The 25,380-nt window shown below is 31.9% G+C and carries 22 protein-coding genes and 1 pseudogene; 22 read left to right on the plus strand and 1 reads right to left on the minus strand.

The window, feature by feature from the left end; translation table 11 throughout:
• Positions 1-2 precede the first annotated feature (2 nt).
• The 12 genes from FA727_RS06090 to FA727_RS06145 all read left to right on the plus strand — a co-directional run bounded on the left by FA727_RS06090 (position 3) and on the right by FA727_RS06145 (position 11,684).
• The gene (locus FA727_RS06090) at positions 3-1,682 is read left to right on the plus strand and encodes an ATP-binding cassette domain-containing protein (protein ID WP_136829943.1); all 1,680 of its coding nucleotides are present in this window, start codon (positions 3-5) and stop codon (positions 1,680-1,682) included.
• A complete protein-coding gene (locus FA727_RS06095) occupies positions 1,673-2,299 on the plus strand; it encodes a thymidylate synthase (RefSeq protein WP_136829945.1) in 627 nt (208 codons plus the stop codon). Before FA727_RS06090 ends, FA727_RS06095 begins: the two co-directional genes overlap by 10 nt.
• Positions 2,296-3,141: a hypothetical protein gene (locus tag FA727_RS06100; RefSeq protein ID WP_136829947.1), complete on the plus strand. Its 846-nt coding sequence runs from the start codon at positions 2,296-2,298 to the stop codon at positions 3,139-3,141. Before FA727_RS06095 ends, FA727_RS06100 begins: the two co-directional genes overlap by 4 nt.
• Before the next feature lie 35 nt (positions 3,142-3,176).
• Complete coding sequence (locus FA727_RS06105; protein WP_136829949.1) at positions 3,177-4,301, plus strand: nucleotidyltransferase domain-containing protein; 1,125 nt, start codon at positions 3,177-3,179, stop codon at positions 4,299-4,301.
• Between the two features lie 44 nt (positions 4,302-4,345).
• Positions 4,346-5,263 carry a Cof-type HAD-IIB family hydrolase gene (locus tag FA727_RS06110; RefSeq protein ID WP_136829951.1) on the plus strand — a complete coding sequence of 306 codons (918 nt, stop codon included), beginning with the start codon at positions 4,346-4,348 and terminating at the stop codon, positions 5,261-5,263.
• Entirely contained in the window at positions 5,235-6,725 is a 1,491-nt protein-coding gene (locus FA727_RS06115) for a class I adenylate-forming enzyme family protein (RefSeq protein WP_136829953.1), read from the plus strand. The genes FA727_RS06110 and FA727_RS06115 overlap by 29 nt, the downstream gene beginning before the upstream one ends.
• Positions 6,712-7,926, plus strand: a complete 1,215-nt coding sequence (locus FA727_RS06120) for a type III PLP-dependent enzyme domain-containing protein (protein WP_136829955.1) — start codon at positions 6,712-6,714, stop codon at positions 7,924-7,926. The genes FA727_RS06115 and FA727_RS06120 overlap by 14 nt, the downstream gene beginning before the upstream one ends.
• Positions 7,919-8,167, plus strand: a complete 249-nt coding sequence (locus tag FA727_RS06125) for a phosphopantetheine-binding protein (RefSeq protein ID WP_246041719.1) — start codon at positions 7,919-7,921, stop codon at positions 8,165-8,167. The genes FA727_RS06120 and FA727_RS06125 overlap by 8 nt, the downstream gene beginning before the upstream one ends.
• Positions 8,164-9,345, plus strand: coding sequence for an acyl-CoA dehydrogenase family protein (locus tag FA727_RS06130; protein WP_136829957.1), 1,182 nt, complete (start codon positions 8,164-8,166; stop codon positions 9,343-9,345). Before FA727_RS06125 ends, FA727_RS06130 begins: the two co-directional genes overlap by 4 nt.
• A 126-nt stretch (positions 9,346-9,471) precedes the next feature.
• Positions 9,472-9,729, plus strand: a complete 258-nt coding sequence (locus tag FA727_RS06135; RefSeq protein ID WP_158318800.1) for a hypothetical protein — start codon at positions 9,472-9,474, stop codon at positions 9,727-9,729.
• A gap of 180 nt (positions 9,730-9,909) precedes the next feature.
• Positions 9,910-10,842 (plus strand): BtrH N-terminal domain-containing protein, encoded by a 933-nt coding sequence (locus tag FA727_RS06140; RefSeq protein ID WP_136829961.1) that lies wholly within the window; start codon positions 9,910-9,912, stop codon positions 10,840-10,842.
• A 101-nt stretch (positions 10,843-10,943) separates the two neighbouring features.
• Positions 10,944-11,684, plus strand: coding sequence for an SDR family NAD(P)-dependent oxidoreductase (locus tag FA727_RS06145; protein WP_158318801.1), 741 nt, complete (start codon positions 10,944-10,946; stop codon positions 11,682-11,684).
• A 750-nt stretch (positions 11,685-12,434) separates the two neighbouring features.
• Here FA727_RS06145 and FA727_RS06150 read toward each other — a convergent pair.
• A pseudogene (locus FA727_RS06150) lies at positions 12,435-12,656 on the minus strand (transposase); the annotation flags it as partial.
• A 744-nt stretch (positions 12,657-13,400) separates the two neighbouring features.
• Between FA727_RS06150 and FA727_RS06155 the strand changes: the two are divergent.
• The 10 genes from FA727_RS06155 (at position 13,401) to FA727_RS06200 (ending at position 24,723) form a co-directional block, all read left to right on the plus strand.
• Positions 13,401-13,826 carry a DUF6884 domain-containing protein gene (locus FA727_RS06155; RefSeq protein ID WP_136829965.1) on the plus strand — a complete coding sequence of 142 codons (426 nt, stop codon included), beginning with the start codon at positions 13,401-13,403 and terminating at the stop codon, positions 13,824-13,826.
• A gap of 43 nt (positions 13,827-13,869) precedes the next feature.
• Positions 13,870-16,446: an MrcB family domain-containing protein gene (locus FA727_RS06160; RefSeq protein ID WP_136829967.1), complete on the plus strand. Its 2,577-nt coding sequence runs from the start codon at positions 13,870-13,872 to the stop codon at positions 16,444-16,446.
• Positions 16,418-18,880, plus strand: a complete 2,463-nt coding sequence (locus FA727_RS06165; protein WP_136829969.1) for a restriction endonuclease-like protein — start codon at positions 16,418-16,420, stop codon at positions 18,878-18,880. The genes FA727_RS06160 and FA727_RS06165 overlap by 29 nt, the downstream gene beginning before the upstream one ends.
• 166 nt (positions 18,881-19,046) lie before the next feature.
• Entirely contained in the window at positions 19,047-19,277 is a 231-nt protein-coding gene (locus FA727_RS06170; protein ID WP_136829970.1) for an HTH-like domain-containing protein, read from the plus strand.
• 39 nt (positions 19,278-19,316) lie between these two features.
• Complete coding sequence (locus tag FA727_RS06175) at positions 19,317-19,640, plus strand: nucleoside triphosphate pyrophosphohydrolase (protein ID WP_136829972.1); 324 nt, start codon at positions 19,317-19,319, stop codon at positions 19,638-19,640.
• A gap of 67 nt (positions 19,641-19,707) precedes the next feature.
• On the plus strand, positions 19,708-20,499 hold the full coding sequence (locus FA727_RS06180) for a nuclease-related domain-containing protein (protein ID WP_158318802.1): 792 nt from the start codon (positions 19,708-19,710) through the stop codon (positions 20,497-20,499).
• Positions 20,500-20,688: 189 nt separating this feature from the next.
• Positions 20,689-22,509 (plus strand): LysM peptidoglycan-binding domain-containing protein, encoded by a 1,821-nt coding sequence (locus tag FA727_RS06185; protein ID WP_136829976.1) that lies wholly within the window; start codon positions 20,689-20,691, stop codon positions 22,507-22,509.
• 134 nt (positions 22,510-22,643) lie between these two features.
• On the plus strand, positions 22,644-23,405 hold the full coding sequence (locus FA727_RS06190; protein WP_136829978.1) for a hypothetical protein: 762 nt from the start codon (positions 22,644-22,646) through the stop codon (positions 23,403-23,405).
• Between the two features lie 91 nt (positions 23,406-23,496).
• Positions 23,497-23,721, plus strand: a complete 225-nt coding sequence (locus FA727_RS06195) for a hypothetical protein (protein WP_136829980.1) — start codon at positions 23,497-23,499, stop codon at positions 23,719-23,721.
• A 516-nt stretch (positions 23,722-24,237) separates the two neighbouring features.
• Positions 24,238-24,723, plus strand: coding sequence for a GyrI-like domain-containing protein (locus FA727_RS06200; protein ID WP_136829982.1), 486 nt, complete (start codon positions 24,238-24,240; stop codon positions 24,721-24,723).
• Positions 24,724-25,380 lie beyond the last annotated feature (657 nt).

Genomic DNA, 25,380 nt, shown 5'->3' on the forward strand with positions numbered 1-25,380 from the left:
AAATGAAAGAGTATAATTTGAAATCACTAATCATAAAAATGCTAAAACCTAATATAGCAAAACTTATATTTGCAATTATATCTAGTATTTTTAGAAGTTCAATTCTACTCTTACCTCCACTAGTTACTATGAGAATAATTGATGAAATTATCCCAAGTTTCTCTTTAAATAAAATTGTCACATACGGTTCATTATTAATTATTATTCCTATAATAATTTTATTATTATACACACTCGATGCTTATTTAAATAAATTCGTTTTAGATATAGCTGCAGAAATAAGATCAGAAATATTTAAAGGCATATTATATAAGGATATAGGCTGGCATAAACAATCAAATAAGAGTGAACTTTTGGATAAAGTGGTTAATAGTTCATCAACAGTTGGAGAGTTTTATTTCCTAACTATAAGTAATATTATCTGGTTTACAACAACAATTGCAGTAGGCATTTTCTTAATGGCACAAATAAATTTAAAAATAACAACAATAGTATTTCTATTTACATTACTTCAAATTTTGTTTGTAAAATTCTTCAAAAAAAAGCAACAAGAAATTGAGAAAGAACTATTAAATATTAGAATCGAATTAACTGATACTTTAAATCAAGGTATTATATTTAATGATTATTTTAAAGTATCTAAAAGAAGAAAATATGAAATAGAAAAGATTGAAAATATAGAAAAAAAAAGGGAAAAGTCCAATTTAAAATCTATATTCATAAATTTTTTGGTAGCTAATATAGGTCAAATATTTAAAATATTATCAATTTTTATTATTTATTTTTTAGGCGAAAGTTTAATGAAAAACTCAACTTTAACAATTGGTGGGCTAGTTGCACTTACTAGTTATTATTCTTGGATTTCTCCAGTTGTTTTAAAATATCAGGAATGGATAATGAATTTATTTCGAGCATTAACTAACTTTCGAAGAATAAATGAAATATATTTCCCTACAAAAAAATATGAAAAAGGCTATATTCCAGATAATAACGGTCTTATAAAATTGCAACTAAAAGATATTTCATTTGCTTACAAAAACTCTAATAAAGATCTTCGAAATATTAATATTAGCTTAAGTCAAGGGGAAACCATAATTATTAGAGGTCAATCTGGAGTAGGTAAAACTACACTAACACAGTTAATTATGAGACAAATTGAACCTGATAATGGCATGATTTTAATAAATGGTATTCCGCATACCAAAATAAATAAAGAATGGTTTCATAAAAACGTTGTATGCGTATTACAAACAAATGATATTTTAAAAACATCTTTACTCAATAATATTAATTACAATAGTGAATCTATTTCAATGTTAGAAACACAAAGAATAATAGAAGCAACAAAACTTCATAGTCTAATTAATTCACTTGGAAACGGTTTATTATGGGAATATGGAAGTGATTCAAGGGAGCTTTCAGATGGAGAAAAACGAAGAATTAATATAGCTAGGGCTATGATGTCAACCCCTAAAATCATTATATTAGATGAACCTACCGCAGGGCTTGACAATATAATTAAACAAGAATTGATGATGAATATTAGAAATTACTTTAAAAACTCCATAAAAATAATCATCACGCATGATGAAGAAATTGTTAACCCAACCGATAAGATTTATTTTATAACAGATAATAGTAGTTATAATCTGGAACGAAAGGATATAAAACAATGGAATTAGTAGCTAAAACTATAGGTGAAGTATGGGAAAAGAGTATCGAATATCTCTTAGAATATGGTGAATTCATCCCTCATAATAAACGAAACATATTAGAAATCAATCACTTGGATTTAGTAGTATTAGAACCTAATGTTAATGAAGTAATACATCCACTATATCCATTTAGTAAAAAATTTATTAGTCTACATGTTAATAAAATGATTAATAAAAAAGATGATAGAACATTTAAACGAATATATAAATATGGAAGCGAAGGTATTAATCAACTCAATCAAATAGTATATATATTAAAAAATGATCCTACATCTAAGGAAGCAATTATATCGATATATAATCCAAGTGAAGATCTTGTTAGTAATTTTAATAGTCCATGTCATACATTAATATACTTTTATATTAAGTTAAATAAATTATACATAAGTGCCAGCTTAAAACATATGGATGCGTGGCTGGTTGGAATAGCAGACTTATATCAAATTGTAAAGTTTCAAGAAATAGTTGCAAATCAACTTGGCTTAGAACTTGGAAATGCTAGATTAACTACATTAAGTTATTTTATTTGTGAAAATGATTTTAAACTTGCTAAAGATACTTTTTCTAGAAAGAGTGTTATATGAAAGTAAAAAATAATGCAGTATTATACTGTGGTAATCATACTATTGATAAATTCATATTAAACAACCTATTATATACGGTAATAATTTTAGCTGATGAAATTTGGATGAAGAAATGTTTTTTTATCAAAGGAAATTTATGCAGTAGTGACAGTATTCGAATTAGTGAAATGATTGAGCAACTAATACATAACAAATTTTTAAAAACTTGGTCTTTTGAAAAAGATGGAGATTTTATAATTGATGAGAAAAAATATCTAGGAATCTACTCTTTAATTAACTATCATATACTTTCAGAAAATATTAGAAATAAATTTTCTCAATCAACATTGGAATTTAAAGAACTCGAAGAACAAAAATCGTATATTGGAATAACCAGTGACGTTCTAAATCTTAGGGATGAACTATGGGATTTAGCTGTTTCGAAGGTACTAGGGATAAATAATTTAGTCTATTACGATTCTGATATTAGATTATTTAATAGAAGGAGTATATTTAATTTTAATCTGAGAAAGAGAAATATGAATCCATTGGTTACTAATTTTAGTAAATTAAAAATACCAAATCTCACTAATAAGAGTTTTGAGGAGATACTAGAATTGAGAAGAATTTGTAACAGTTATAAAAATGATTTAGTTAAGAAAAAAAATCCCATATTACTATATCAAGAACTTAATCAATTACTAAATAATTATATTAAAGATACAGAGGAACCAATCAATAGTCATAAAATATATCTTGATTATGTAAGTTTAGATGAAACTAATAGTATACCATATTTTGAGAAATATTCACAATGGTTAAGTATACATAACAGAGAAAGTAATGCATTTATCTTCTATTAAATCTTGTGTTATTTCAGTGAAGGGTTGGTAAAAAAATGAAAAATATAGAATCGGAAATATTGATTATGTGCTCTAAGTCACACTTAAGTGAAGACGAAAAGAAATACGTACAAAACAATATTAGATATATAAAATGGAATAAATTTTTATACTATTGTGTTCACCACAGAGTTGTTAGTATTGTATATCGAAATTTAGAGAAAATAGATTTGTTAGACTTAATTAATAAGAGAATAAGAGAAACCATGCATAAAATTTTTAATCAAAATGCAGAGCGTAATAGGATCTTTTATAAAGAACTGCAAAATTTAAATGATGAATTTGCTAAAATAGGTATTAAAGTCTTACTAATAAAAGGAGGATTACTAGGTCCTTTACTTTACAATGATTATTCACTAAGAGAATTAGGGGATATAGATTTACTAATAAAAGTTGAGGATATACCTATTGTCACTAAGATATTAAATAATTATGGATTTATTCAAGGAGATTATGATGAAATAAACCAAAAGATTACTCCGGTATCTCGTAGGAAATTACTCACACAAAGGATGTATTCACATGAATTAATCGAATTTAAGAAAATAAGCGGCAACTCAAAAATACCTATAATTCCAGTTGATGTTAATTTGGATGTATTTTGGAATACTCTCAAAAAAGGTTATTCAATTAATACAAGAATACTATTCGAAAACACCCAACAGTTTCAAATAAATAACACTCCTTGTCACCACCTAGAACCTCATTATCACATAATCCAGTTATGCGCACATTTTTACAATGAAGCTGTTTTTTTCCCATTTAAAAATAGCTGGGTTAAAACAAAACAAGAAGTAATTCTAATGAGAATATGTGATATTTATGAATTAATTAAATCAGTAGATATTAATTGGAATAAGTTAGAAAAATTAATAACCAAGTATAAGATAGAAGAACCCGTGGTCTATACATTATATATAGTAAATCAAGTATACAATAACACTGTCCCAGAGGATTTTTTTTACAAGATTAATATAAGTAAATCAATTATTGATATTTACTATGATAAGCAGGGAGTTCAACAAAATTGGGACTTAAGTTTGAGGGAAAGATTATTCTCTATTGATGCAAAATACAAAGAAATTGAATTGAAATTCGATTTAGCTGGTTTCGGACATTAAAGGATTATTTCAAAAATAGAAAATATGGAAAGTGGAGATCGAAAATGGTTTGGAAAAAAATGCTCGTATTGGATTTAGATGGAACAATATTAGATAGTAACCATAATATTTCTAAAAGAATGGTAAATTTAGTCCAAAGTTTAAAGAAACAATTAATTTATGTAGTTCTTGCCACTGGTAGATCTGTATCTGACTCTTATAAATATTATTTGGAATTAGATTTGGATACATACATGCTTAATTATAACGGTGCTTTAATGTGGAATCCAAGACAAAATTCTGTTATAGAATCAAGATATATGTGGGAAGGGAAAAAAATCATAAATTATTTATACAAAAACCAAAAAAAATTCGAGATTATCAATATCATACTTTCAGCAGATACTAAAACTTTTCTGTTAAATAATAATAATAGTTACCTAACCAATATGATGGTTAGTGAATATCTAGATTATGAGTATTGTTCTTTTACTGAATTAATGGAAATTAACAATTTCCAAAGAGTAATAATAAGTGTGCCCAATAATAATAGACATCAAATTTGTAGTCTATTAGTTGATAAATTTAAAGATATATCGATTTACCCATGGAAAGGAAAGAAGGATATTATTGATCTCTCAATTAATTCCGTGGATAAGTGGGTGAATGTAAATAGATTGGCAAAAATGCTTGGTATATCAAATGAAAATATAGTTAGTGTTGGAGATGGAAGTAACGACTATTCCCTTATAAAAAACTCGGGTACAGGAATAGCTATGAAGAATGGGAATACAGAATTAAAAAAAGTTGCCAATTATGTATCAGAATTCACAAATGATGAAGATGGGGTTTTTAGGTTTTTTAATGGTAATAATGAAGTATTAAGCTTTAACGTGAATTTCAATCAATTGTCTAATTCAATTGATAATATAACTAAAAATGATGAGGAATTCTATGGAAAAAATTCACCATATACTAGATAAAATGGCTGAGGAAAACCCGAGCAAATTAGCAATCATAACAAATAACAATTCTATTACTTATGGAGAACTAGTAAAAAAAAGTCACCAAGCTGCAAACTTTTTCTTAAAAGAAAATATAAAAAATGGGGACCGGGTATTACTTAAACTCAATAATAGAATAGAGCTGATATATCTTCTCTATGGATTATCAAGGGTAAGTGCGATTGCTGTCATTATAAGCCCTGATACTACGGACTATAATGTTAACTATATTCTTGAGGATTGCAAACCCTCTCTCTTTATATATGAAGAGAATTTTGCATTAACAAATTTTAATAATAAAAAAATTAATACAGTAATATCTGAGATTGAAAAAAGTTCTAATAAGTTTATTCAAAATGAAACAGATTCGGATGAAACAATTTTATTAATCTATACTTCAGGAAGTACGGGTAAACCAAAGGCAGTAGTGTCAAACCATAAAAATATTATTTTTTGTACAAAGGAAATTGCACGTGAACTAAGCTTAGTAAAATCCGATATAATTGGTAATTTTTTACCATTTTCATTTGATTATGGTTTATATCAAGTATTTTTAAGTAATTATTCCGGCTGTACACTCGCTCTAGGAAGCTGGGAAAACGCGGGAATAGAAATACTTAAATATATTAAAAACTGGCATGTTACTGTGTTTCCATCTCTTCCTCATTTAACAAAAGGATTAATAAAAATGATTGAGAGGTCTGGGGAATTATCCCAATTAACAAATTTAAGGGCTATTACCAATACCGGAGAAAAGTTACACAGTAATATTTATAAAAAGATAATTGAGTTAATTCCTAATTGTGGGGTCTATTTAATGTATGGACTTACTGAATGCAAAAGAGTTTCAATTTTAAAACCAGAAGAACATATGTTAAAGCCAGACTCAGTCGGGAGACCTTTAAAAGGAACAGAATGTTATGTAGTTGATAATGAGGGAAATAAGCTACCACATAACAATATTGGTGAGCTAATTGTAAGTGGTCCAAATGTCATGCAGGGGTACTGGAATAACAGTAACTTAACAAACAAATCATATTTTATTAATTCTGATGGGCAAAAGGTTTTGAAAACTGGGGATTTCTTTAAGATTGATAGTGAGGGATACCTGTATTTTATAGGTAGAATAGATTCACAATTTAAACAAAGGGGATTCAGAATAAGCCCACTGGAAATTGAGGAAGCTGCTTATAAACTAGATTTTGTGGAGGAAGCAGCATTGATACCACCTGATGATCACTATAATCATTCAACATTATTTATTCAATCCAGCGAAGATAGGACTAAAAAGGAGATTTATAATGAACTTAAAATTTATTTAGAAGAATATAAATTACCTACTGAGGTTATTGTTACTCCTAAACTCCCGGCAACAATAAATGGGAAAATTAATAAGATAGAGTTAAGAAGAAAAAGGGAGAAATTAAATGTTAGATTATAAAACGCTTACTCAAAAATATGGAAGTCCTTTATATGTTTATGACCTGGATAAAGTAGATTTCGCATATAAGTTATTAAAAGAAGCACTGCCTCAAGGAAGTATAATTTATTATTCTCTAAAAGCAAATCCTAATCCTCATATTACAAGGCATTTGTTAGATTTAGGTTGCTATGCGGAAATTTCTTCTAGAGGCGAGTTAGAAGTTTTGTTGGAAATTAATGCTGATTTGTCCAGGTGTTTGTATACTGGACCAGGTAAAACAGAACATGAATTACTTTACGCAATTGAGTGTAATGTAACGTTTTTTTCTGTCGAGTCTATTGAGGAATTAAAACTTTTAAATGGAATTGCTATGAAGACTGAAAAAGTTTTATATGTATTATTTAGAATAAATCCATCATCAAATACTGGAAGAGCAAGTATTAAGATGACGGGGGTTCCATCTCAGTTTGGTTTCGATGAAGATGAGATAATAAATATTCCTAACTCCATATATAAAAACAAAAATATTAAATTTATGGGCTTTCATATCTACAATGGTTCCAATTTTAAAGATGAGAATGAATTAAAAGAAAATTTCATATTTGCACTGGAAACTATAGATAGATTACAAAAAAAACTTAAAATTGAAGCTAAAGTAATTGATATAGGTGGAGGATTCAAAGCACCATTTGGTAAAAAAGAAAGTTTAATAAACTATAGTTCAATAAAAAGTGAAATAGTAACCAAAATAAATAAAATTTTTAAAAATAAGCCGAAATTAGCATTTGAATCAGGGAGGTACCTGACTGCACTCAGTGGATGCCTAGTTGGGACTGTACTAAGTAATAAAGTAAGTCGAGGTAAGAGGTATTGTATTGTTGACTTTGGAATTAATAATCTTGGGGGTATGGCAGGGTTGAAACGTGTACCTACCATAGGTTTAGAGTTATACAGTGCAGATAATATTAGAGATATTGTTGAAGATGTAATGTTAGTAGGTCCTTTATGTACTCCTTTGGATTACTTGGCAAAAGGAATTAATATGCCAAATTTTAAACAAGGAGATATAGTGTTCGTACCAAACGTTGGAGCATATGGTTTAACAGCAAGTTTAATTGGCTTTTTAAGTCGAGAAATACCTACCGAGTTAATAATTCTAAATGACCGAGTCAGGTATATTAATAAAATATCTTTAAAAAGGGAGATAAGCAATGAATAACGAATTTTTAAAAATAATAAGTATTTTTATAAAAAGTGATCTAACTCAAAACATGATTGATGAAAATCTAAGAGACTTGGGTCTGGATTCTCTAGCAACAATTGAACTTTTATTGGAAATAGAGGAATACTACGATATAAGCTTTCCAGATGAATATTTATCAGAAAAGACTTTTTCAACTGCTAACCAATTGTGGAAAGTTGTAATCCAACTTGTTAATATGGAGAATTCGTTAGTATGACGTTAATTGAAGATAATAAAGTAATTTCTCAAGCATATATGACAAGAGATAAGCTCAAAGAAATTGCCTCAGCAATTGATAGTAATAATATTTCACCTGAAGCAGGAATCAATTTGTTAAAACGAAGTAATCTAATGAATCTATTAATTCCAGTGGAGTTTGGTGGAGGAGGGGGAGGATTACAATTAGCTTCAGATGTTGCTCAGATATTAGCTAGTGGTTGCTTGTCTACATCTATGATGTGGGGAATGCATTGCCAACAGATTATGACCTTAATTGAAAATCGAAACAATGATAATAATCATATTGAGCAAACAATAAAAAATATTTCTCAGAATCAAGAATATATTGCTTCAGTTACAACAGAAGTAGAAAAAGGAGGAGATCTATTTAGTGCTCAATCTGCATTGTCATGGATTTCTGAAAATGAATTCATCTTAGACAGAGAAGGGCCGATTGTTACTGGAGGGAACTTAGCTGATTTTTTTCTTATTACAGTAAGGAGGGAAAGTAGCAGCCTTAAAAATGACGTTCTATTAGTATTAGCTAGGAAAAATGAGTTAGAAATTAGACAACTTTCATCGTGGAATCCATTAGGGATGAGAGGAACTAATAGTAATGGTATTCACTTGTACGGGAAGTTAGAAAGGGCGAATATTGTTATATTAAATAATTTTGAAAAAATAACTCAAAGAACACTAATACCAGTAGGTCACATTATGTGGGCTTCAAGTTGGTTAGGTGCCACTAAGGACATTTATCATAAGATGATAAGAATAATAAGGGAAAATCATAATAAGAGGTATTCAAATAAATCTGACTATCTATATATAAAACTTTCTCAAGTTAGACTGATTATAGATACAGTAGATGTATATTTAAGAAATATGTTGGTTGAGTATGAGGATTTTAGAAAAGCCAGTTATGAGTACCCTTCTAAAAGGTTTAATATAAATATAAATAATCTTAAAATATTTGCATCAGAAGAGCTTTTTAAAGCAACTGATTTATTGATGGATATTGCGGGAATGAATCTAGGTTATTTAAAGAATGAAAAAATTCCTATAGAAAGAGCTTTTAGGGATTTAAGATCTGCAAAATTGATGTATCACAACGATAGATTAGCAATGGCTAATGGAAAGTTGTCATTATTCGACTCAGATTTATTACCAAGGTAGAGAAAAAATATCCATTTTTTTGTTTTTTTTATAAAAAATTTACATTTTTCGATTGATAGTTACAAAAATATAGTATATCATAATATTAGAAAATTTATTATAATATTAATTTTCTGTGAATTGTTGGTGAGAATTTTGTTAAAAGTAAAGTTAAATCCAGATTTAACAATTAATGATTTTGAAGATGGCAAGATAATAATTGTTAACAAAACAAATGAAGGTTACTATATTGAAAGATTCATATACGATTTATTATTAAATGCAAAAAGTGATTTCGTTGACGTAAAAGATATAGATAAGAATTTTTTATATTCTGGAGAAGAATTAGAAGATTTTATTAGAGATTTAGTTTTTATAAAAATATTATTAATGGAAGAAATTTGAAAGGAGGTGTTTAATAATGAGATCATCAAAAAAACTAAAGATCACAGCATTAGGTCCTATTAAATTTTTTGCTCACAAATTGTAGTATAATTTTAGGGTTTTAAAAAACTTACTTAGAAGGTTCAAACAGAATATCTTGCATATTCTGTTTGAATAATATATGTATAGGAATGATAATAAATGACACAAAGTAATCACTGTTTGTACTATGCAATAAGCAAGTACTTAAAATTAAGTGTAAATATAGATTTACAACCTGCTGATATTTTTCAATTGTTTGGTGGCATTGCTTTTAAAATTGTAAAGTCGAACAATGAACATACTTCTTTATTTAATATATATGGAAGTAATAAAAATTTCGAGTACTTTAAACAATTGACTGGAATCACAATAAATGTTACAGAAGAACTTAATCAGGAAGAAGCGCTATTCAAAACATTTGAAATGATAAAGAACAATCAAATACATATGGTTTATACAAATTGTTTTTATCTTCCATATGATAAAAATAACTTTAACCAAACACATAATAATCATGTAGTAATAATACATGATTACGATCCAGTAAGGAAGGAGTTTACAATATCTGATAGTTTAGTCGACTTTGCAAAGATCGATATAGAAACATTAATGATTGCTAGGCAAAATACCGAACAAGGTACTCTTCGCTTTGTAGATATAGATGTTTCAAAAGCATATGATCCAATAGAAATTATTAATAATGTAGATAATTCTTGTGTTGTAAATGTTAAAAGCTATTATGAACACCTACAAGCAAAATTCGATGAGTTTATTGAAATGCTTAATACTTTAAATAATTTAGAAGGAATAGCTAAGAATTTTGGTTTTCATACATTAGCAAGAAGTATCTTAGGTGTTAATGGAATGGTATATACCAGGCATTTAATGGCCAATAGTTTTAAATCAAAAAATATAAATTTATTTAATGAATATATTGAGTTGTCAAATAATTGGAATTTATTCACAGCAAATCTATTGAAATTACAAAAAAATAAATGTGATATTGATGATATAACTAGTTTGTTTAAAGGAGTTTATTACGGCGAAAATAAACTTTGCGAGACTCTATTATCTACTGAAAGTAAAGTCTAGTAAAGTATTAATTGAAAACTAACCACAGTATTTTTACTGTGGTATTTATATTTTCATGTTCTTTTTTCATTATGAACAGAATATGGAGGCTTTGTTAAATTGTGATTATAGATGTTGTTAATAAAACTATAGTAATAACTGGTTCATCAAAAGGAATTGGAAGAGAAATAGCTTTAAAACTTTTAAATGAAGGTGCAAATGTAATAGTGAATTATTATAAATCAGATCCTTCTACCCTAAATGTATTCAAGGGTTTTCCATGTCATAAGTTGTTATTATGTAAAGCTGATATAACAAACGAGGAAGAAGTTTTAGAAATGTGTAACAAGATATCAAAAAAGTTTGGGTCTATTGATGTTCTTATAAATAATGCAGGAATAATATCAGACAGTCCAATTTTAGAAATGACAAATGATCAATGGAGAAGTGTATTAGAAACAAATCTTACAGGGATGTTTATTTGTTCAAAAATAGTTGCAAAATATATGGTAAATAATCAACAAGGGAAAATAATCAACATTGCATCTCTTAAAGGGCAGAGCGGTAGTGAAAACCAAGCAAATTATAGTACTAGTAAAGGAGGAGTTATATCTTTAACCAAGTCGATGGCAATAGAATTAGGTAAGTATAATATTTTAGTAAATGCTTTATGTCCTGGATTTATTTCTACTGATATGAATAAAAATATAGAATTTAAATCATATGCTGCACAAAAAGCGAGTGTTCTAAAATATCATGATTCACTTTATGATTTAATTAACTTTGTCATATTTATGGTATCTGATAGTTTCTCCTCTATTTCTGGTCAAGTATTTAATTTAGATTCAAGAATAAAGGTTTAATAACAAGTTTTATATTATCTTTGCCTATTTCAGCTATGGAACATTTCCATATACTAATGTAAAAAAGATAATATAATTTTGGGAACAAAAATAAAGTCATAGACAGAATTTAACGAAATAACTGTTTTTTAAAGATTGTTAGTTAATATAAAACATTAGCATTATATGAATTATAAGAATGAATATCAAGATTCACTTCGCCAGTTACAATTTACAAAAACTAAATATTCTTTTATAAGTAATGTATTTAACTGTTTTATAACCCTTGGACTATACATATAGATACTCATTATTATGAAGAGAAAACTAAAGATAGAGTAACAAAAGCTTTAAGGGTATTTAATTCTTATGTTTATATTGTGAAGAAGCATACTAATACTAGGCTTTTTGGTCAAAAAGAAAAAAAAATATTTTAGTAATTCAACTATCCATTCAATTTAGCTATAATAATTCTCGACCACTTGCTAACAAATTTGCTAACATAATTATGATATAAAGGTTAACTTATTTAACTGAGTTGAATCAAAACCTTATTAATTCAAACATAATTAAGCTTTTTAACTCAGTTAAATTCTGTTTATTGCTAGTAACTAAATTTGACAGGGGAGAGGTCGTATACGGTATTATTAACGCAAATAAAAAGAGTCTGGGACATAACTAGCTTCTAATAAAGAGAAAGGTGAATTTGTGGGTACTCAAATTCACCTTTCTCTATTTTTGTGTGTAAATTTTTCTATTACCTTAGTTAATGGCAGTGAATTTTCTAAAATTCACTGCCATTAACGCGAGCCCCAATTCGTTTTCTACCTTCGATTTTCCTCGTGCAGAAAATCGAGTGAAACGCAAATTAGCCATCAAGAATCCAAAAACTGGTTCCACATCGATTTTGCGTATTCGATAGATGGCACTCGTTTTCTCTTCTGAAAGCTTCGCTCTCACATATTCTTTTTGCTGTTCCCATTTTTCGTTGATTACGGCCACCGAATTGTACCATCTGTAACAACATACTTTTTACCACCGAATGACAAAGAGATTTTACTTGTCGTAAAATTTCACCGGCTTTTTCATCTTAGAGGTGGGTTTTGTTCCAGCCTCTTTTTATAAATTTTTTTCTGTTTACACAAATATTACACTACACATCTGCAAAACCCTATTAAATCAATACTTTGACACAAATTTCGACCCCGACCACCGATATCGAATAAAAGACAATAGGGCAGAGTGTCATGATCAATTAATAATTGAGAGATACTCTGCTTTTCATTTTTTCTGTACCCATTTAGTTGAAATAGTGTATTGTGAATTTATGTTGAATTTCAAGTTTTTTCCTTCTGATTCCTTTCTGTTCTCTCAAAACATGAAAATCATTTGGCAAATTATAGTATAATTGTGATACAGGAATGAACTTTATTTTGCTTATGTTAAAAGATTCTGAGTCAATCATATCCTTTGGCAATTAGGCAATCATTACGTACAACCATTTTGTAGGTATGTATTAATAGATTTAACTTCCATTTCTATAATCTCCATCGGAGCTCTCTCTTCTGAATAAAAAAGGTTGGCGGTTTTTACTAGATAAATATCATTTTTTTCGCCTTATTCCGATAGCTCGATTTTTTCCAACATATATTTTTCTTAATATTTAGTTAAAAGTGATTAAGAAAGATATCTAGATAAGAATACCGAACTTGTTATGCTGAAAGGATGTAGGATTTTTTGAAAATAGCACTTACAAGTTGTACCAAACTAAAAGCAGAAAAACCATGTAATGCAAAAGAAATGTACTTAAAGTCTAACCTGTTTAGGAAAGCTACTACTTACATTGAAAATAAAGATTACTATGATTGGTATATATTATCAGCCAAATATGGTCTACTAGATAAACACAATTTAATAGTTCCATACGATATAACATTGAATTCTATGAAGACTTCAGAACGAATGGATTGGGCTAAAAAGGTTCTGTCTCAAATTGAAGCATTGACTCTAGATTTAGAAGAAGTAGATTTTTATGCTGGAAAGAAGTATCGGGAATATTTGATCCCTATGCTTGAAGACGCGGGGATCAAATGCAAAGTTCCTCTTAAAGGTAAAGGGATTGGTCAACAGCTGTCATTCTATACAAACAATAAAAACAATTAAAAATATAGAACTCTTTCTAATTTAAAGGATAGGAGAAAGGACATTGTTAGAAACAATAATATTAGAACTAGTAAAAAGAGTGCGACAAGCACAAACATTAGGCACAAAAAAATTAAATATTATTGCCAAGACGGATAAAGATGGGATTTACATAGAAACTGAATCATCTCGGTTAAAATTTGAAACCGGAAAAAACAAGGAACCCTACGATTTAATTTCAAAAGATTTTTTATTAGAGGGATGGCAAGAATTTATTTCAGCAAGAAATGCTATTGCAGATTCCTTTAGAAAAACTAGAGGTAGAACTTCATTCCTAATGGCTCTATTCAGTCAATTACCTTTTGTAAAAGTTACAACTATTAAAGGAAAAACTTCTATTCAATTAATGGAATACCTTACAGATGAACTCCCTAATGAGCAGTATCACAAGGTGAAGAGTTTTCTGGAGGAAATGATTAATGGGGAATACGACCCTAAACAACTAAGCCAACAAACAGATGGAAACCTATATCGGGTTAAGTCTAGGGCTAGACAGGATGCAAAGCTACTAGGCTTTGTAAATGAGTTTTCTGAGGTTAATCAGTTCCAATTAGATGAATACGCACGTGCTGAAAATAAAGATGAGTACATAAAGAATATCCTACCTAAAATCGGTTATTTTCATATGGCGCTTATTTGTTTAGATCTATTACAGGAACTATCTAAAGAAGACAAGAGAATGGCCTTAGTAGAGTTAGGAATGCTAATAGTTCGAAATTCTAAGGGTAGTAACCTAATGGTTGAATCAGTAGCAAAGGAAAGGACCTATAATCTTCTTAAATGGCTCGAAAGCACCCGATTAATTGATGAGAATTGGTCACCTAAAGAGCACTATTTTGAGACATCAATTCACAAGGAGCAGTTTATGACAAGCAATATCAAAAATAGCTTATTACGAATTATGAATGAATACATAGATGCAAAAAGAGAAAGTTTTGGCGGTCATCCGTTAGGTGCATTTGTTCGACGAGATATACCGACTGAATTTATGCAGTTGCCCTTCATCGATTCAACAGATTATGTCGTAACAGGGTCTGTTGGTCAAGGAAATTGGGCCTCTGTTCCTTGGATTGCGATTATGCATCGAAGTATTACCATGTCAACTCAGAGAGGCTATTATATTGTCTATCTATTTAGTGAAGACATGCAGCATGTTTACCTCACTCTTGCACAAGGTGTAACAGAAACGTCTAATGAAGACATGTTAAGAATTAAACAAGAAATTAGAGAATCAATCCGATTGTCTAGAAAGGTCCAAAAGGACGATAACATAGACTTAGGTCCGAGTAAAAAAGCTAGAGATTATGCATATTCAACAGCTGCTTATATTCGATATGACCTAAATAGTATGCCTGAAGAACATGTATTTGTATCAGATCTGAACGAAATGGTTGAAATATACCAGAACTTTATAACCATAAAAAACGGAAAAACTTCGATGGTATACGAAACAAGTAATCCTAAGGAAAGGGTACTAGAGAAAATGCCAGATAATTTCAGTTATAAAGATCTCACTACCCACATCTACAACTACATAACTAGTAAGGGCTTCTACTACAATAAGGGAGAGGTAACGAATCTATTTTTATCTCTTAAATCCAAACCCTTTGTTATCCTTTCAGGGATTTCAGGTACAGGTAAAACAAAGATGGTCCAATGGTTTGCAGAAAGTCTTGGTGCCAATGAGAATAATGGCCAATTCACATTAATCCCCATTCGCCCGGATTGGAATGATGGGAGTGATCTCTTAGGCTATCGCGATATTAAAGGTGAATTTACCGAAGGTCCATTAACGAAGGTAATCAAGAGAGCTTCAGAGAATCTTGAAAAGCCTTATTTTGTCCTTTTAGATGAGATGAATTTAGCAAGAGTTGAGTATTATTTCAGTGATATATTAAGTGTGATGGAGAGTCGTAGACGAGAAGATGGTAAAATCGTTTCATCACTTCTACTTTCTCAAGAAACCGCTGGGTTTGAACTAAGAATTCCTAATAATCTCTATTTTATCGGAACGGTCAATATGGATGAAACAACTCACCCTTTTAGTAAAAAGGTATTAGACCGCGCGAACACGATTGAATTTAACCGAGTGGAGCTACAAAATTTAGATTTTCTAGAAGAGGCTGCTTCGATAACTCCTATAGCCATGGAAAATCATCAGTTAGAGTCGAAGTTTTTACATTTAAAAGATGTTTACTTAACCCATAAGGAAATCATTGGACGTACGACTGAAGAACTAGTCAGAATTAATAATTCTCTGCAATCCGTACATGCTCATGTTGGGTATCGAGTAAGAGACGAAATATGTTTTTACCTTGCTAACAATGAGACTGGAGAGTTATTTTCTTTTGAAGAGGCTCTTGATAACTGTATCTTACAAAAAATATTGCCTCGTATATCAGGAAGCGATAGTAGAGTGGAAAAAATGCTAAAAGAACTTTATACAATTTTCACTAATATGGAATATCTAGAAGATTCTATTGAACTACAACACGCCAAATATCCTCGAAGTGCTGAAAAAGTGGCTGAGATGCTGAGGAGGTTACAGGAAGATGGATTTACTTCCTTCTGGATCTCGTGAGGATGTCGAACTAGTACAAATAGAAACGGAAACTTGTTCACTTATTATAAAAGGAAGACCCTATCATGCGCGCTATGAAGGATTGAAGCAGTATCGGTCCATGGATTCACATGATGTCATGCAATTCTCTGTTGTAGGGCAAAGTCTAGAGGATTACAAAGTTTATGACGTTGAAATAGGTGAGCTTGTCATTCCTGAGAATCTACGTCCGATATTTTTTGAAAATGGCATTTATCAGCTTATGGTCATTTCCAAATCAGGAGAAGAGCTATCCTTTTACCACGAGCATCCGATTTTAAGACAAGCTATTTCTCCCGTAAAAATCGGAAATCAATCAGTATTAATGGGCAATCTCCAGTTCCAAAATGAGGTAGGATATAGTACCTTTGAAATTCGTAATGAGTATGAAACTATTTTAACCGTCACAATTGAGATTTTTCCAGTAAAACTCGATTATAAAAAAGACTATGAAAAGCTATTAGAAGAAGTAAATGATGAGATTTATAATTTAGCCTATCACTTTATTCGAAAAACCTATTTGGGTGCTAGAGCAAGGCTTGAAGGGAATCCATCTAAAGCAGAGTTCTATCGATTAATTAGCAAGCATTTCCAACAATTTTTACAAGCAATCGAGCGAATCGAACGGCAGCCACACCACAAGTTGCAAACGATTCATGAAAGGGCTCGTGGGGATCAGTTAAGAAAACTTGATTCCACTAGTCGAAGCTATTTACGTAAGCGAACTAGCTTATTTATAAAAGTTCAAGATGGGATAGAGATAGACAAAAAACATTTGATGCCATACCAGGGCCTAAGGATAAAGAAGGAATTAACCTATGATACCTTGGAAAATCGTTATGTGAAATGGATGATGGAGAGACTTATCCATAAGCTAACGGATTTAATTACTACTATTGAAAATGAAAACAATCGGTGGAAGCAGGTACCAGATCCGGAGTTACTTAAAAAATTACACTCGATGAAAAAACAGCTAGAACAGAAGTGTAAGCAATATTTCTGGAAACAAATTGGAAAACTAGAACGTTCGGTAATGAGCTTAGTGATGCAGATGGCACCAGGCTATCGCGAAGCATTTCAAATCTTTTTAACTGTCTCGAAAGGTTTAGCTCTTCAAGGGAAGCTTTATCAAATGTCTGTAAAGGACGTCGCAACCCTATATGAATATTGGACATTCTTGAAGCTCGGACAAATTCTTAACCAAAAATACGAGTTGGTGAGTCAGGACATTATCAAAGTAAATCGTGATGGACTTTACGTCAATCTTGATGTGAATAAAACGGCCGAAAGGATTTTTCAGCATCCAGTTACAAAGGAAAAGATTATTCTCACTTATCAAAAATACGAAGGGAATCTTCCAACTATTCCTCAGAAGCCAGATACAATGCTTTCAATTGCAAAAAAGGGGAAGGACTATTCCTACAATTATGTTTTTGATGCAAAATATCGGATTGATTATGCTCAGGAAGGTAGCTACTACAATACTAGATATAAGACGCCTGGTCCGATGGAGGATGACATTAATACAATGCACCGTTATCGGGATTCGATCGTGTCAGCGAATAATGGGCCATATGAGAGAACAGCATTTGGGGCTTATGTGCTTTTTCCCTGGTTCGATGAACATACTTATCAGGAGCATCATTTTTATAAAAGTATTGATAGGGTGAATATAGGCGGTTTGCCATTTCTTCCTAATGCCACAACCTTAGTAGAGCAATTCGTGGAGCGATTAATTGAAGCAGGACCTGAAGAAATTCAGAATGATGGTATTTTACCTCGAGGAACACTTGCGGATTGGAAATCTACCTTCGAAGAAAAAGTCTTCGTCGGTTTGGTTTCAAGTGCGGAAGAGTATGGAGAGTGTATTCAAAAAGGACGTTATACGATTGCTGTTGACCGATTAAGAAAAAGTTGGCAGGAAGCGAAGTATGTTGCTCTTTATCTGAAGCATGGTATTGGTTCTAAAAATGGCGTTGTTGTTTATGGCAAAATCAATGAAGTGAAGTGGGACGGAGATACTGTACATTTTGAAATTAAAGAATGGAATCAGTTGAAAGATGCAATTAAGCCTGTTGGGTACGGTATTGCGAATTATACGATGACATCTCTTACTGCTCTAAAGGAGGCTAAAGAGCTGCCGGAACTGTTTATGAAGTCAAAAGAAGAGCTTGTTCTGTGGAGAATGCTTAGAAGGGTTTCTGATAGAATTAAACTCGATTTAGATAACTTGAACTTGGATGAGGCTAGAAAGGTAAAGCAGTATACAATTAAAGATATCTCCATTGAACTCAATTCTACGGAACAGGTAATTGTGCTTAGAAGAAACATGCGTACTGAAAGAGTGCCTTTAGAAAAATTGAACAGAAATCCGACAACTGTGTTTAAGAAGATAGTTGAAATAATATCGGAATAAATCATAATCCTGTAGGCTAAGTGGCGTACCATTTACCTACAGGATTTTTTTGAAGGATTTTACAATTATTTATCGAATAGTCTTATAAGAAAAATAGGATTAAACCCTATTATAGGTAGAGAGAGCTTAATATAACTGCTATTTATAATAAGATTGGAAGTGTGCTATGAACGAGAAGGATTTAGGACAAGAATTAAGAAGAATGTATCATAATGCTCCAACAGGTTATCAGGTAGCAAATATTCATTTGTTTGGAATTAAATATGCATCTGTAATTCAGAGAAATAATTTTAATGTAAAAAATATTGTTGCTGAAGCCGATATTAGCCTATCTTACTCAACTGAAGTAAGCAAAGGTATTAAATTATCAAGATATGTTATTCCTAATGAAGATTAGTCATTATCGAATCCGTGAAGGAGAAAATAGAGGTCTAAAATGCCTATTTACGACAAATTAATTCGAGATGGTATTCCTGAGATTATCGAGAAATCAGGTAAGAGTTTCTCGACAAGTATATTAAACAATTTAGATTACATAAAAGAACTTAGAAAGAAAAGCTTCGAGGAATTGCAGGAATATATGGATGCAACGAGTGATGGCGATGCTTTAGAAGAATTAGCCGATTTGTTAGAGATTATTTATGCACTAAGTGAATGCCACGGTGGTGATTTTAATAAGGTAGAGGAAATCCGTAAACAGAAGGCTGACAAAAAAGGACGTTTTCAAAAGAAAATTTTCTTAATAGCAGTCGATGATTAAGAAACCCTTATATAACATATAACTAATTGGCAATAAGAAAGGCAGCGAAATGTTCAGCAAATTATTCATGAATTCAAAGAAAACAAAGCAAGAAAGTCTTCCAAAGAAAATTGATAAGAAACCCAAAGTCGAAAACACAAGAATTGGTGATATTGGAGAGTATAAGATTAATATTCAACTTGACCAATTGCCTAAGGAGGATTTCAAGTATCTCAGTGATGTGATGCTTCCAAATACTCAATCAAAATCTGGATACTCTCAAATTGATCATATTATATTTACTTCACACGCCATTTTAGTAGTTGAAACGAAAAATTATACAGGTACCATTTACGGGGATAGAAATAGAATGAAGTGGTCGCTTAATGGGAAATTCCAATTCATGAATCCTTTTCATCAAAATATTGGACATATAAAAGCAATCCAGTCACTCTTACCAACTGTATCAGAAGAAGCTTATATTTCCATGATTTCTTTTAATCGAAGAAGTACCTTTAAAGTTAATGAAGAGTTGAGAAAAATTCAGTCTAACGATTTGATTGTATACGATACTGAACTGTCAGAATTCATTACAAGGAAAATAAATGTCCTAAAATTATTGAATGATAAACCACTTTTTTCTGATGATGAAGTTTCATCCATATTCAATATTATAAAGGACAGTAACAATACCGATCCAAAAACAAGGGAACTGCATGTAGACTTACTGAGCGGAAAAATACAAAAGCCAGCAACATCTTCGAGTGAACCAAGCTGTAAGACTTGTGGAAAAGAAGTATCCGAAAAGGTACATCAGTTTTGTCTTGCCAACGTTAACCGTTTTAAGGGAAATGTATATTGCTATGAGCATCAAAAATAAAGAATAGAATCAGAGAAGAATATTCTAATTAAACGTTCTTCTCTTGATCTTAAGCCTATTCCACCAAAATAGGCTTTTTCTTTTTGCCTAGAAAGAAACGTTGTTCTCCTTAGTTGAATAGCCTAGTGCAGAGGGATATTTTACTTCAAATTTGTGTATAGGCACTTTTAATGAAAGGAGGACTTCACCATGCAAATGTTCTACACGGTGCGGGCTGGTGATTCGGTTTGGCAGATTGCGCAACGTTGGGGGATTCCGGTGGATTCGTTGATTGCTGCGAATAATCTTGTTGCACCTGATACCATTTTTATTGGGCAGCAACTATCCATACCACCTGGGGTCGATCGTTATCGGGTCCAAGCAGGCGATTCCGTTTATAGGATTGCCCAATTTTATGGAGTTCCTCCTGCAGACATTATTGCTGCGAATCAACTTCAGTCCCCCTATATCATCCATCCAGGTCAGCTTTTAACGATTCCTAGAGGTGTTCCGTTTTATGTCGTACAGCCTAGCGACAGCTTATTTTCCATTGCACAACGTTTTAATGTCGTAACGGGTGGTAGAGTAAATTACCAATTGATTATGCAAGCGAATAATCTTACATCCACAACGATTTTTCCTGGACAGCGATTGGTGATCCCATACGCGCCACCTGGGGAGGATGGATTGCTTGCATATATTTCGAATCGTTCTGGAACCTATGATTTATGGATGTATGATCCAAGTATTGGAACGAATCGACAAGTCACATTCGGATTAGGGGAATCGTACTCAGTTCCTTATTGGTCACCTGATAGTAGCAGGATTGCTTTTATTGGAAAAAATGGCATCCTATACGCCGTCAATTTGACAAACAACAGATTTACGGCGATTGATCAGTTTTCACAACCTGAAGGTGCCTTCATAAACTGGGCTCCTGATAATCAACGGCTTGTTTATTCCAATAGGAATGAAATCATCATCTATCATGTTGTAACCCATCAAGCCCAAAGGATCAATCAGCCAAATGTAAGGGACGTACAATGGTTCCCAAGCGGACAGGAGTTACTTTTCGAAGCTCCTGATAATACAGGCATTAGTCAATTGTACAGAATTCGTACTGACGGAACTGGACTACAACAAATAACTGAGAACACAGGAGAACCATTTAACAATGTTAGACTTTCTCCAGATGGTCGCTATTTGCTCTATACAAGTCCTGGAGCAAGCATTTCTATTATTCATGCAGTTGAACTTGCAACGGGGCAAGTATTCGAGGTAACGGGCGGACCTCTTGCGAAAAACTATGATCCAACTTGGTCGCAAGATTCAGCTTCTATTGCCTACAGTGCAACGGCTAATGAGGATCGGGGTTATTTTTCACAAATTCGCACATCCGGAAGGCAAGGAGAGAATGATCGCATAAGGGCGATCTCTGATTGCTTTTCGACGCTTGTCACTTTTTCACCTGATAGCACGAAAGTTGCCTACTTATCTGAATGTGATACAGAAGGCGGTGCCAGTGAAATTTGGATGGTCGATTTAGAGCATCCAGTACCGATTCAGCTTGTTACAAATGGTAATATCACAGCACTAGCCTGGTCGAAAACGACACTAACGACAGAAACAACGACTTTTACAAGCTCAACTTATCGCGTGCAGCTACAATTCCCTGCAAACTGGCAAAGAGCAATAGACGGAAGAGAACGTTATGAAGGAGCGAACGGATTCTTTCAAGTAAGCGCGATTGCATATGATGGTCCATTAGGGGATGTGTGTCAAAGTGATGCCTATCATCAACTTCGCCCATACGGAACCAACCCACAGATTGTTTCGACTCAAATCCAAGGACAACCGGCCTGTATGATTTTCCCTTCAGCAGACCAACCAACACAAATGCAGAATCAAGCAGCACTGATTGTTCAATATCCAACACCTGTTGTCATTAGCGGCAATACGTACCGATTCTTTATTCTATGGGCGGATGTAGGGCATATCAATCAGATTACTTCAACACTGCGGTTTTTATAAAATGGATGCGGGTGTTCCTATTTTTAGGGACACCTGTATTTTCTAGTAGTTTCACATATTGATGCTATTGACCATTGGAAACATTTGCTATATATATATAAATTACTAGTTTGTTTAAAGGAGACTACTCTTATATGTATACACTAGCACAAGCATTGGAAAAACGAGGATTTTTAATTAAACAAGAAGAAGATTACATAGTTTTTTCCCACGGTAATACACCAGAAGAACGATACCAATTAGAAGAACTTTTGATCGATTTAAACATTCCTGTTCAATGGGAAGAGAACAAGATTTATGAACAAGAGCCACTTATTAAATCAGAAAAACTTGAGAAACTCATTTGGTATCCTGCCAGAAATCATGAAGCAGGAGGGGGAAATGGTTGGTATAGCTGGAGATATTTTAGCAGGAGAGAACACGGTCCGAAGATCAATACATTTGTCTTAGAGACTGGTGTAGCCTTACTCACGAAGGCATTGAGTACAGCGGGTATTGTGACCATTTCTAGCTGTGATGGACATGGGAAGCGTGCACCTCTCATCGCGTTCAGTGGTAAACATAATGCAGCATGGTTTCAATTAATTTTTCAACAACAGTTTCACGATACTGTATTTAACTATAAGTGGTATCTGAAAAATACGGACATGGATACGATTGATTTCACTGCGAAAAAAATTGATGTCGACTGGGATCTTGAAAAAATATTAGAGGATACGCTCCAGATCGCGCGCTACCTTCTTCAAGAAAGTTCCAATCTTTCTGAAACCAAGAGGAAACTTTTTCGTAGTAACTATAAGACGAGAAGAAAAATGGTAAAGGAAATGATTTTTGAGGAACTTTTTCGATGGATGGAGGAAAGGTATAAGTCCTTGGAATTTGATTTGAATATCTAAAAACAATTAGCATAAATATCCAATATTTGTAGGAATTTGGTAGTGAATTGTGTAAGATAGAATAAAATGCTAATTCGTCAGGAGGCTCAATATGACTGGAACAATAGCTGTTATCCTAATTTTCGGTATCCCAATTGTCGGGATTATAACAGATCACTTACAAAAACAAACGAAAGCCAAACACCAAATGCTCCAAGACCAGATAGAATTAGAAAAACTTAAGCATGAAAACTTTTTAATCGAAACACAAAAAATGAGGATTGAACTAGAACAAATGGTTCTTGAAGATCATAAAGACAAAAAGAACATTCTATAGGACTAAATGGCGCTCTATTTCAGAGGGCTGTTTTTTTACATAAAGGACCATAATTTATGCGAAACCTTCTGCGAAGATCTATCATTCCAATTTAGGAGATTAAGGTTATGCTAGGCATCGAGATAATTCATAAAAATGATAAACTGAGGATTTAGTAACAAAAGGGGAGAATCTGAATTAGGGTACACTAATTTGTGCAAAGCAGATGCAGCCACTTCCACATGCTGAAGGAATAAAAACGAAGATTGTGAATCCTGTACTTAACGGGAAGTGATAGTCCAAGAAGGATTATCGCTTATTTTGTTGAAGTTATTGTATTGAAGGAGCAGGTTAGTGAAGAGTAACGATTAACAGTGTATAACAATCGTGGTTCGTTGAGAAGACACTTAATTATTGCGCAATATAAGGGTTGAAAAAATGATATTAAATGTAACTCTGGCATTTGGGTTACAACTGGTCCTTTTCCAGTGTTATGGCATTCACAGTAAATCAAGTTTGAAAAAGGGAGGAAATAAATTGAACTACAAAATTATAACGTTACCAAGCTATCGGGCAGTTGGATTGAAATGGGAGGGAACTTTCTCTGAAATTGTACCAAATTTAAAAAACGTAATTCAACAAGTTAAAGACCGTGCTGATGAATTAGAGAATAGGGTGAATCCCAATGTTCAATTGGGTTTATCTTATCATGTAATTGAGAATGGTTTCGAACATTACGCGGTATATGAAGTGAGTGAGGAGCAGGAGATACCTGAAGGAATGATTGAAATAAGGGTTCCAGAATGGACTTATGTGATGACGACACATAATAAAGGAGAAGATATACAAAAGACCTATACGGATTTACATCAATGGTTATTTGATAGTGATTATACCGCATTTAGAGAAGCTAGTGTAGATTACTATGATCCTTATATGCCGATAAAACACGAATATTATCCATCTAATCAAGATCCAAATGATCCGCATTTTGATATTTATATACCGATTGTAAAAAAATAATGTTGACGTAATTCTCATGGGCGGACGTTTTAACCTAGCTACTATCAATCTATAAATTTTCAAACTAACGGGGCTTTCCTTTAATAAGGAGAAGTGCCCTTTATTGTTGAAGTTATTGAACGAAGCAGTTTAGATAAAGTAAGACTTTTGATTAATATAGATGATATTTAATGCAAATTTGGAGAGATTAGATTTATAAACAAACTTTGTGCTTTATTGGAAGAAATGATGAATTGCTAGTGTTAAATAGGGGTATGTTTTTTTAGTTGATATTGTAGGAAACTATGTGTATCCAACACCTAAAAAAACTGAAGAAAATGATTTCTTGGTTACTAGCAGAAAAAAAATTATGGTGTGGGAGAAATGATACCTAAATATTTACCAATTACTTTAAATAATGATAAAAAACCTCACCATCATTGTGTAATTAAAAAAGCTAAATTAACTGGATATGAATATAAAGAGTTATAATTTCTACAAGTTTTAGCTGCGCTTGTTTCACTAACGGGTAGATAGCTTGAGTTTAATAAAGAGTCGTAGTGGCGGCTCTTTTTCTTGTTCCACTAACTGTACTTTTCCCCCTATGTTCTTAAGCCTTTGGATTCAGATAAAATACTGAAAAATACCTATATTATTCTATTAGATTAATTTATAATA

It is taken from the genome of Robertmurraya kyonggiensis, from assembly GCF_005116465.1.
Classification (GTDB): domain Bacteria; phylum Bacillota; class Bacilli; order Bacillales; family Cytobacillaceae; genus Robertmurraya; species Robertmurraya kyonggiensis.

What these genes read in the sequence shown, in the direction of transcription:
- FA727_RS06090 (WP_136829943.1), top strand. Translation starts at nt 3, where the DNA reads ATGAAAGAGTATAATTTGAAATCACTAATCATAAAAATGCTAAAACCT.
- FA727_RS06095 (WP_136829945.1), top strand. Translation starts at nt 1,673, where the DNA reads ATGGAATTAGTAGCTAAAACTATAGGTGAAGTATGGGAAAAGAGTATC.
- FA727_RS06100 (WP_136829947.1), top strand. Translation starts at nt 2,296, where the DNA reads ATGAAAGTAAAAAATAATGCAGTATTATACTGTGGTAATCATACTATT.
- FA727_RS06105 (WP_136829949.1), top strand. Translation starts at nt 3,177, where the DNA reads ATGAAAAATATAGAATCGGAAATATTGATTATGTGCTCTAAGTCACAC.
- FA727_RS06110 (WP_136829951.1), top strand. Translation starts at nt 4,346, where the DNA reads ATGGTTTGGAAAAAAATGCTCGTATTGGATTTAGATGGAACAATATTA.
- FA727_RS06115 (WP_136829953.1), top strand. Translation starts at nt 5,235, where the DNA reads ATGGAAAAAATTCACCATATACTAGATAAAATGGCTGAGGAAAACCCG.
- FA727_RS06120 (WP_136829955.1), top strand. Translation starts at nt 6,712, where the DNA reads ATGTTAGATTATAAAACGCTTACTCAAAAATATGGAAGTCCTTTATAT.
- FA727_RS06125 (WP_246041719.1), top strand. Translation starts at nt 7,919, where the DNA reads ATGAATAACGAATTTTTAAAAATAATAAGTATTTTTATAAAAAGTGAT.
- FA727_RS06130 (WP_136829957.1), top strand. Translation starts at nt 8,164, where the DNA reads ATGACGTTAATTGAAGATAATAAAGTAATTTCTCAAGCATATATGACA.
- FA727_RS06140 (WP_136829961.1), top strand. Translation starts at nt 9,910, where the DNA reads ATGACACAAAGTAATCACTGTTTGTACTATGCAATAAGCAAGTACTTA.
- FA727_RS06165 (WP_136829969.1), top strand. Translation starts at nt 16,418, where the DNA reads ATGGATTTACTTCCTTCTGGATCTCGTGAGGATGTCGAACTAGTACAA.
- FA727_RS06170 (WP_136829970.1), top strand. Translation starts at nt 19,047, where the DNA reads ATGAACGAGAAGGATTTAGGACAAGAATTAAGAAGAATGTATCATAAT.
- FA727_RS06175 (WP_136829972.1), top strand. Translation starts at nt 19,317, where the DNA reads ATGCCTATTTACGACAAATTAATTCGAGATGGTATTCCTGAGATTATC.
- FA727_RS06180 (WP_158318802.1), top strand. Translation starts at nt 19,708, where the DNA reads ATGAATTCAAAGAAAACAAAGCAAGAAAGTCTTCCAAAGAAAATTGAT.
- FA727_RS06185 (WP_136829976.1), top strand. Translation starts at nt 20,689, where the DNA reads ATGCAAATGTTCTACACGGTGCGGGCTGGTGATTCGGTTTGGCAGATT.
- FA727_RS06190 (WP_136829978.1), top strand. Translation starts at nt 22,644, where the DNA reads ATGTATACACTAGCACAAGCATTGGAAAAACGAGGATTTTTAATTAAA.
- FA727_RS06195 (WP_136829980.1), top strand. Translation starts at nt 23,497, where the DNA reads ATGACTGGAACAATAGCTGTTATCCTAATTTTCGGTATCCCAATTGTC.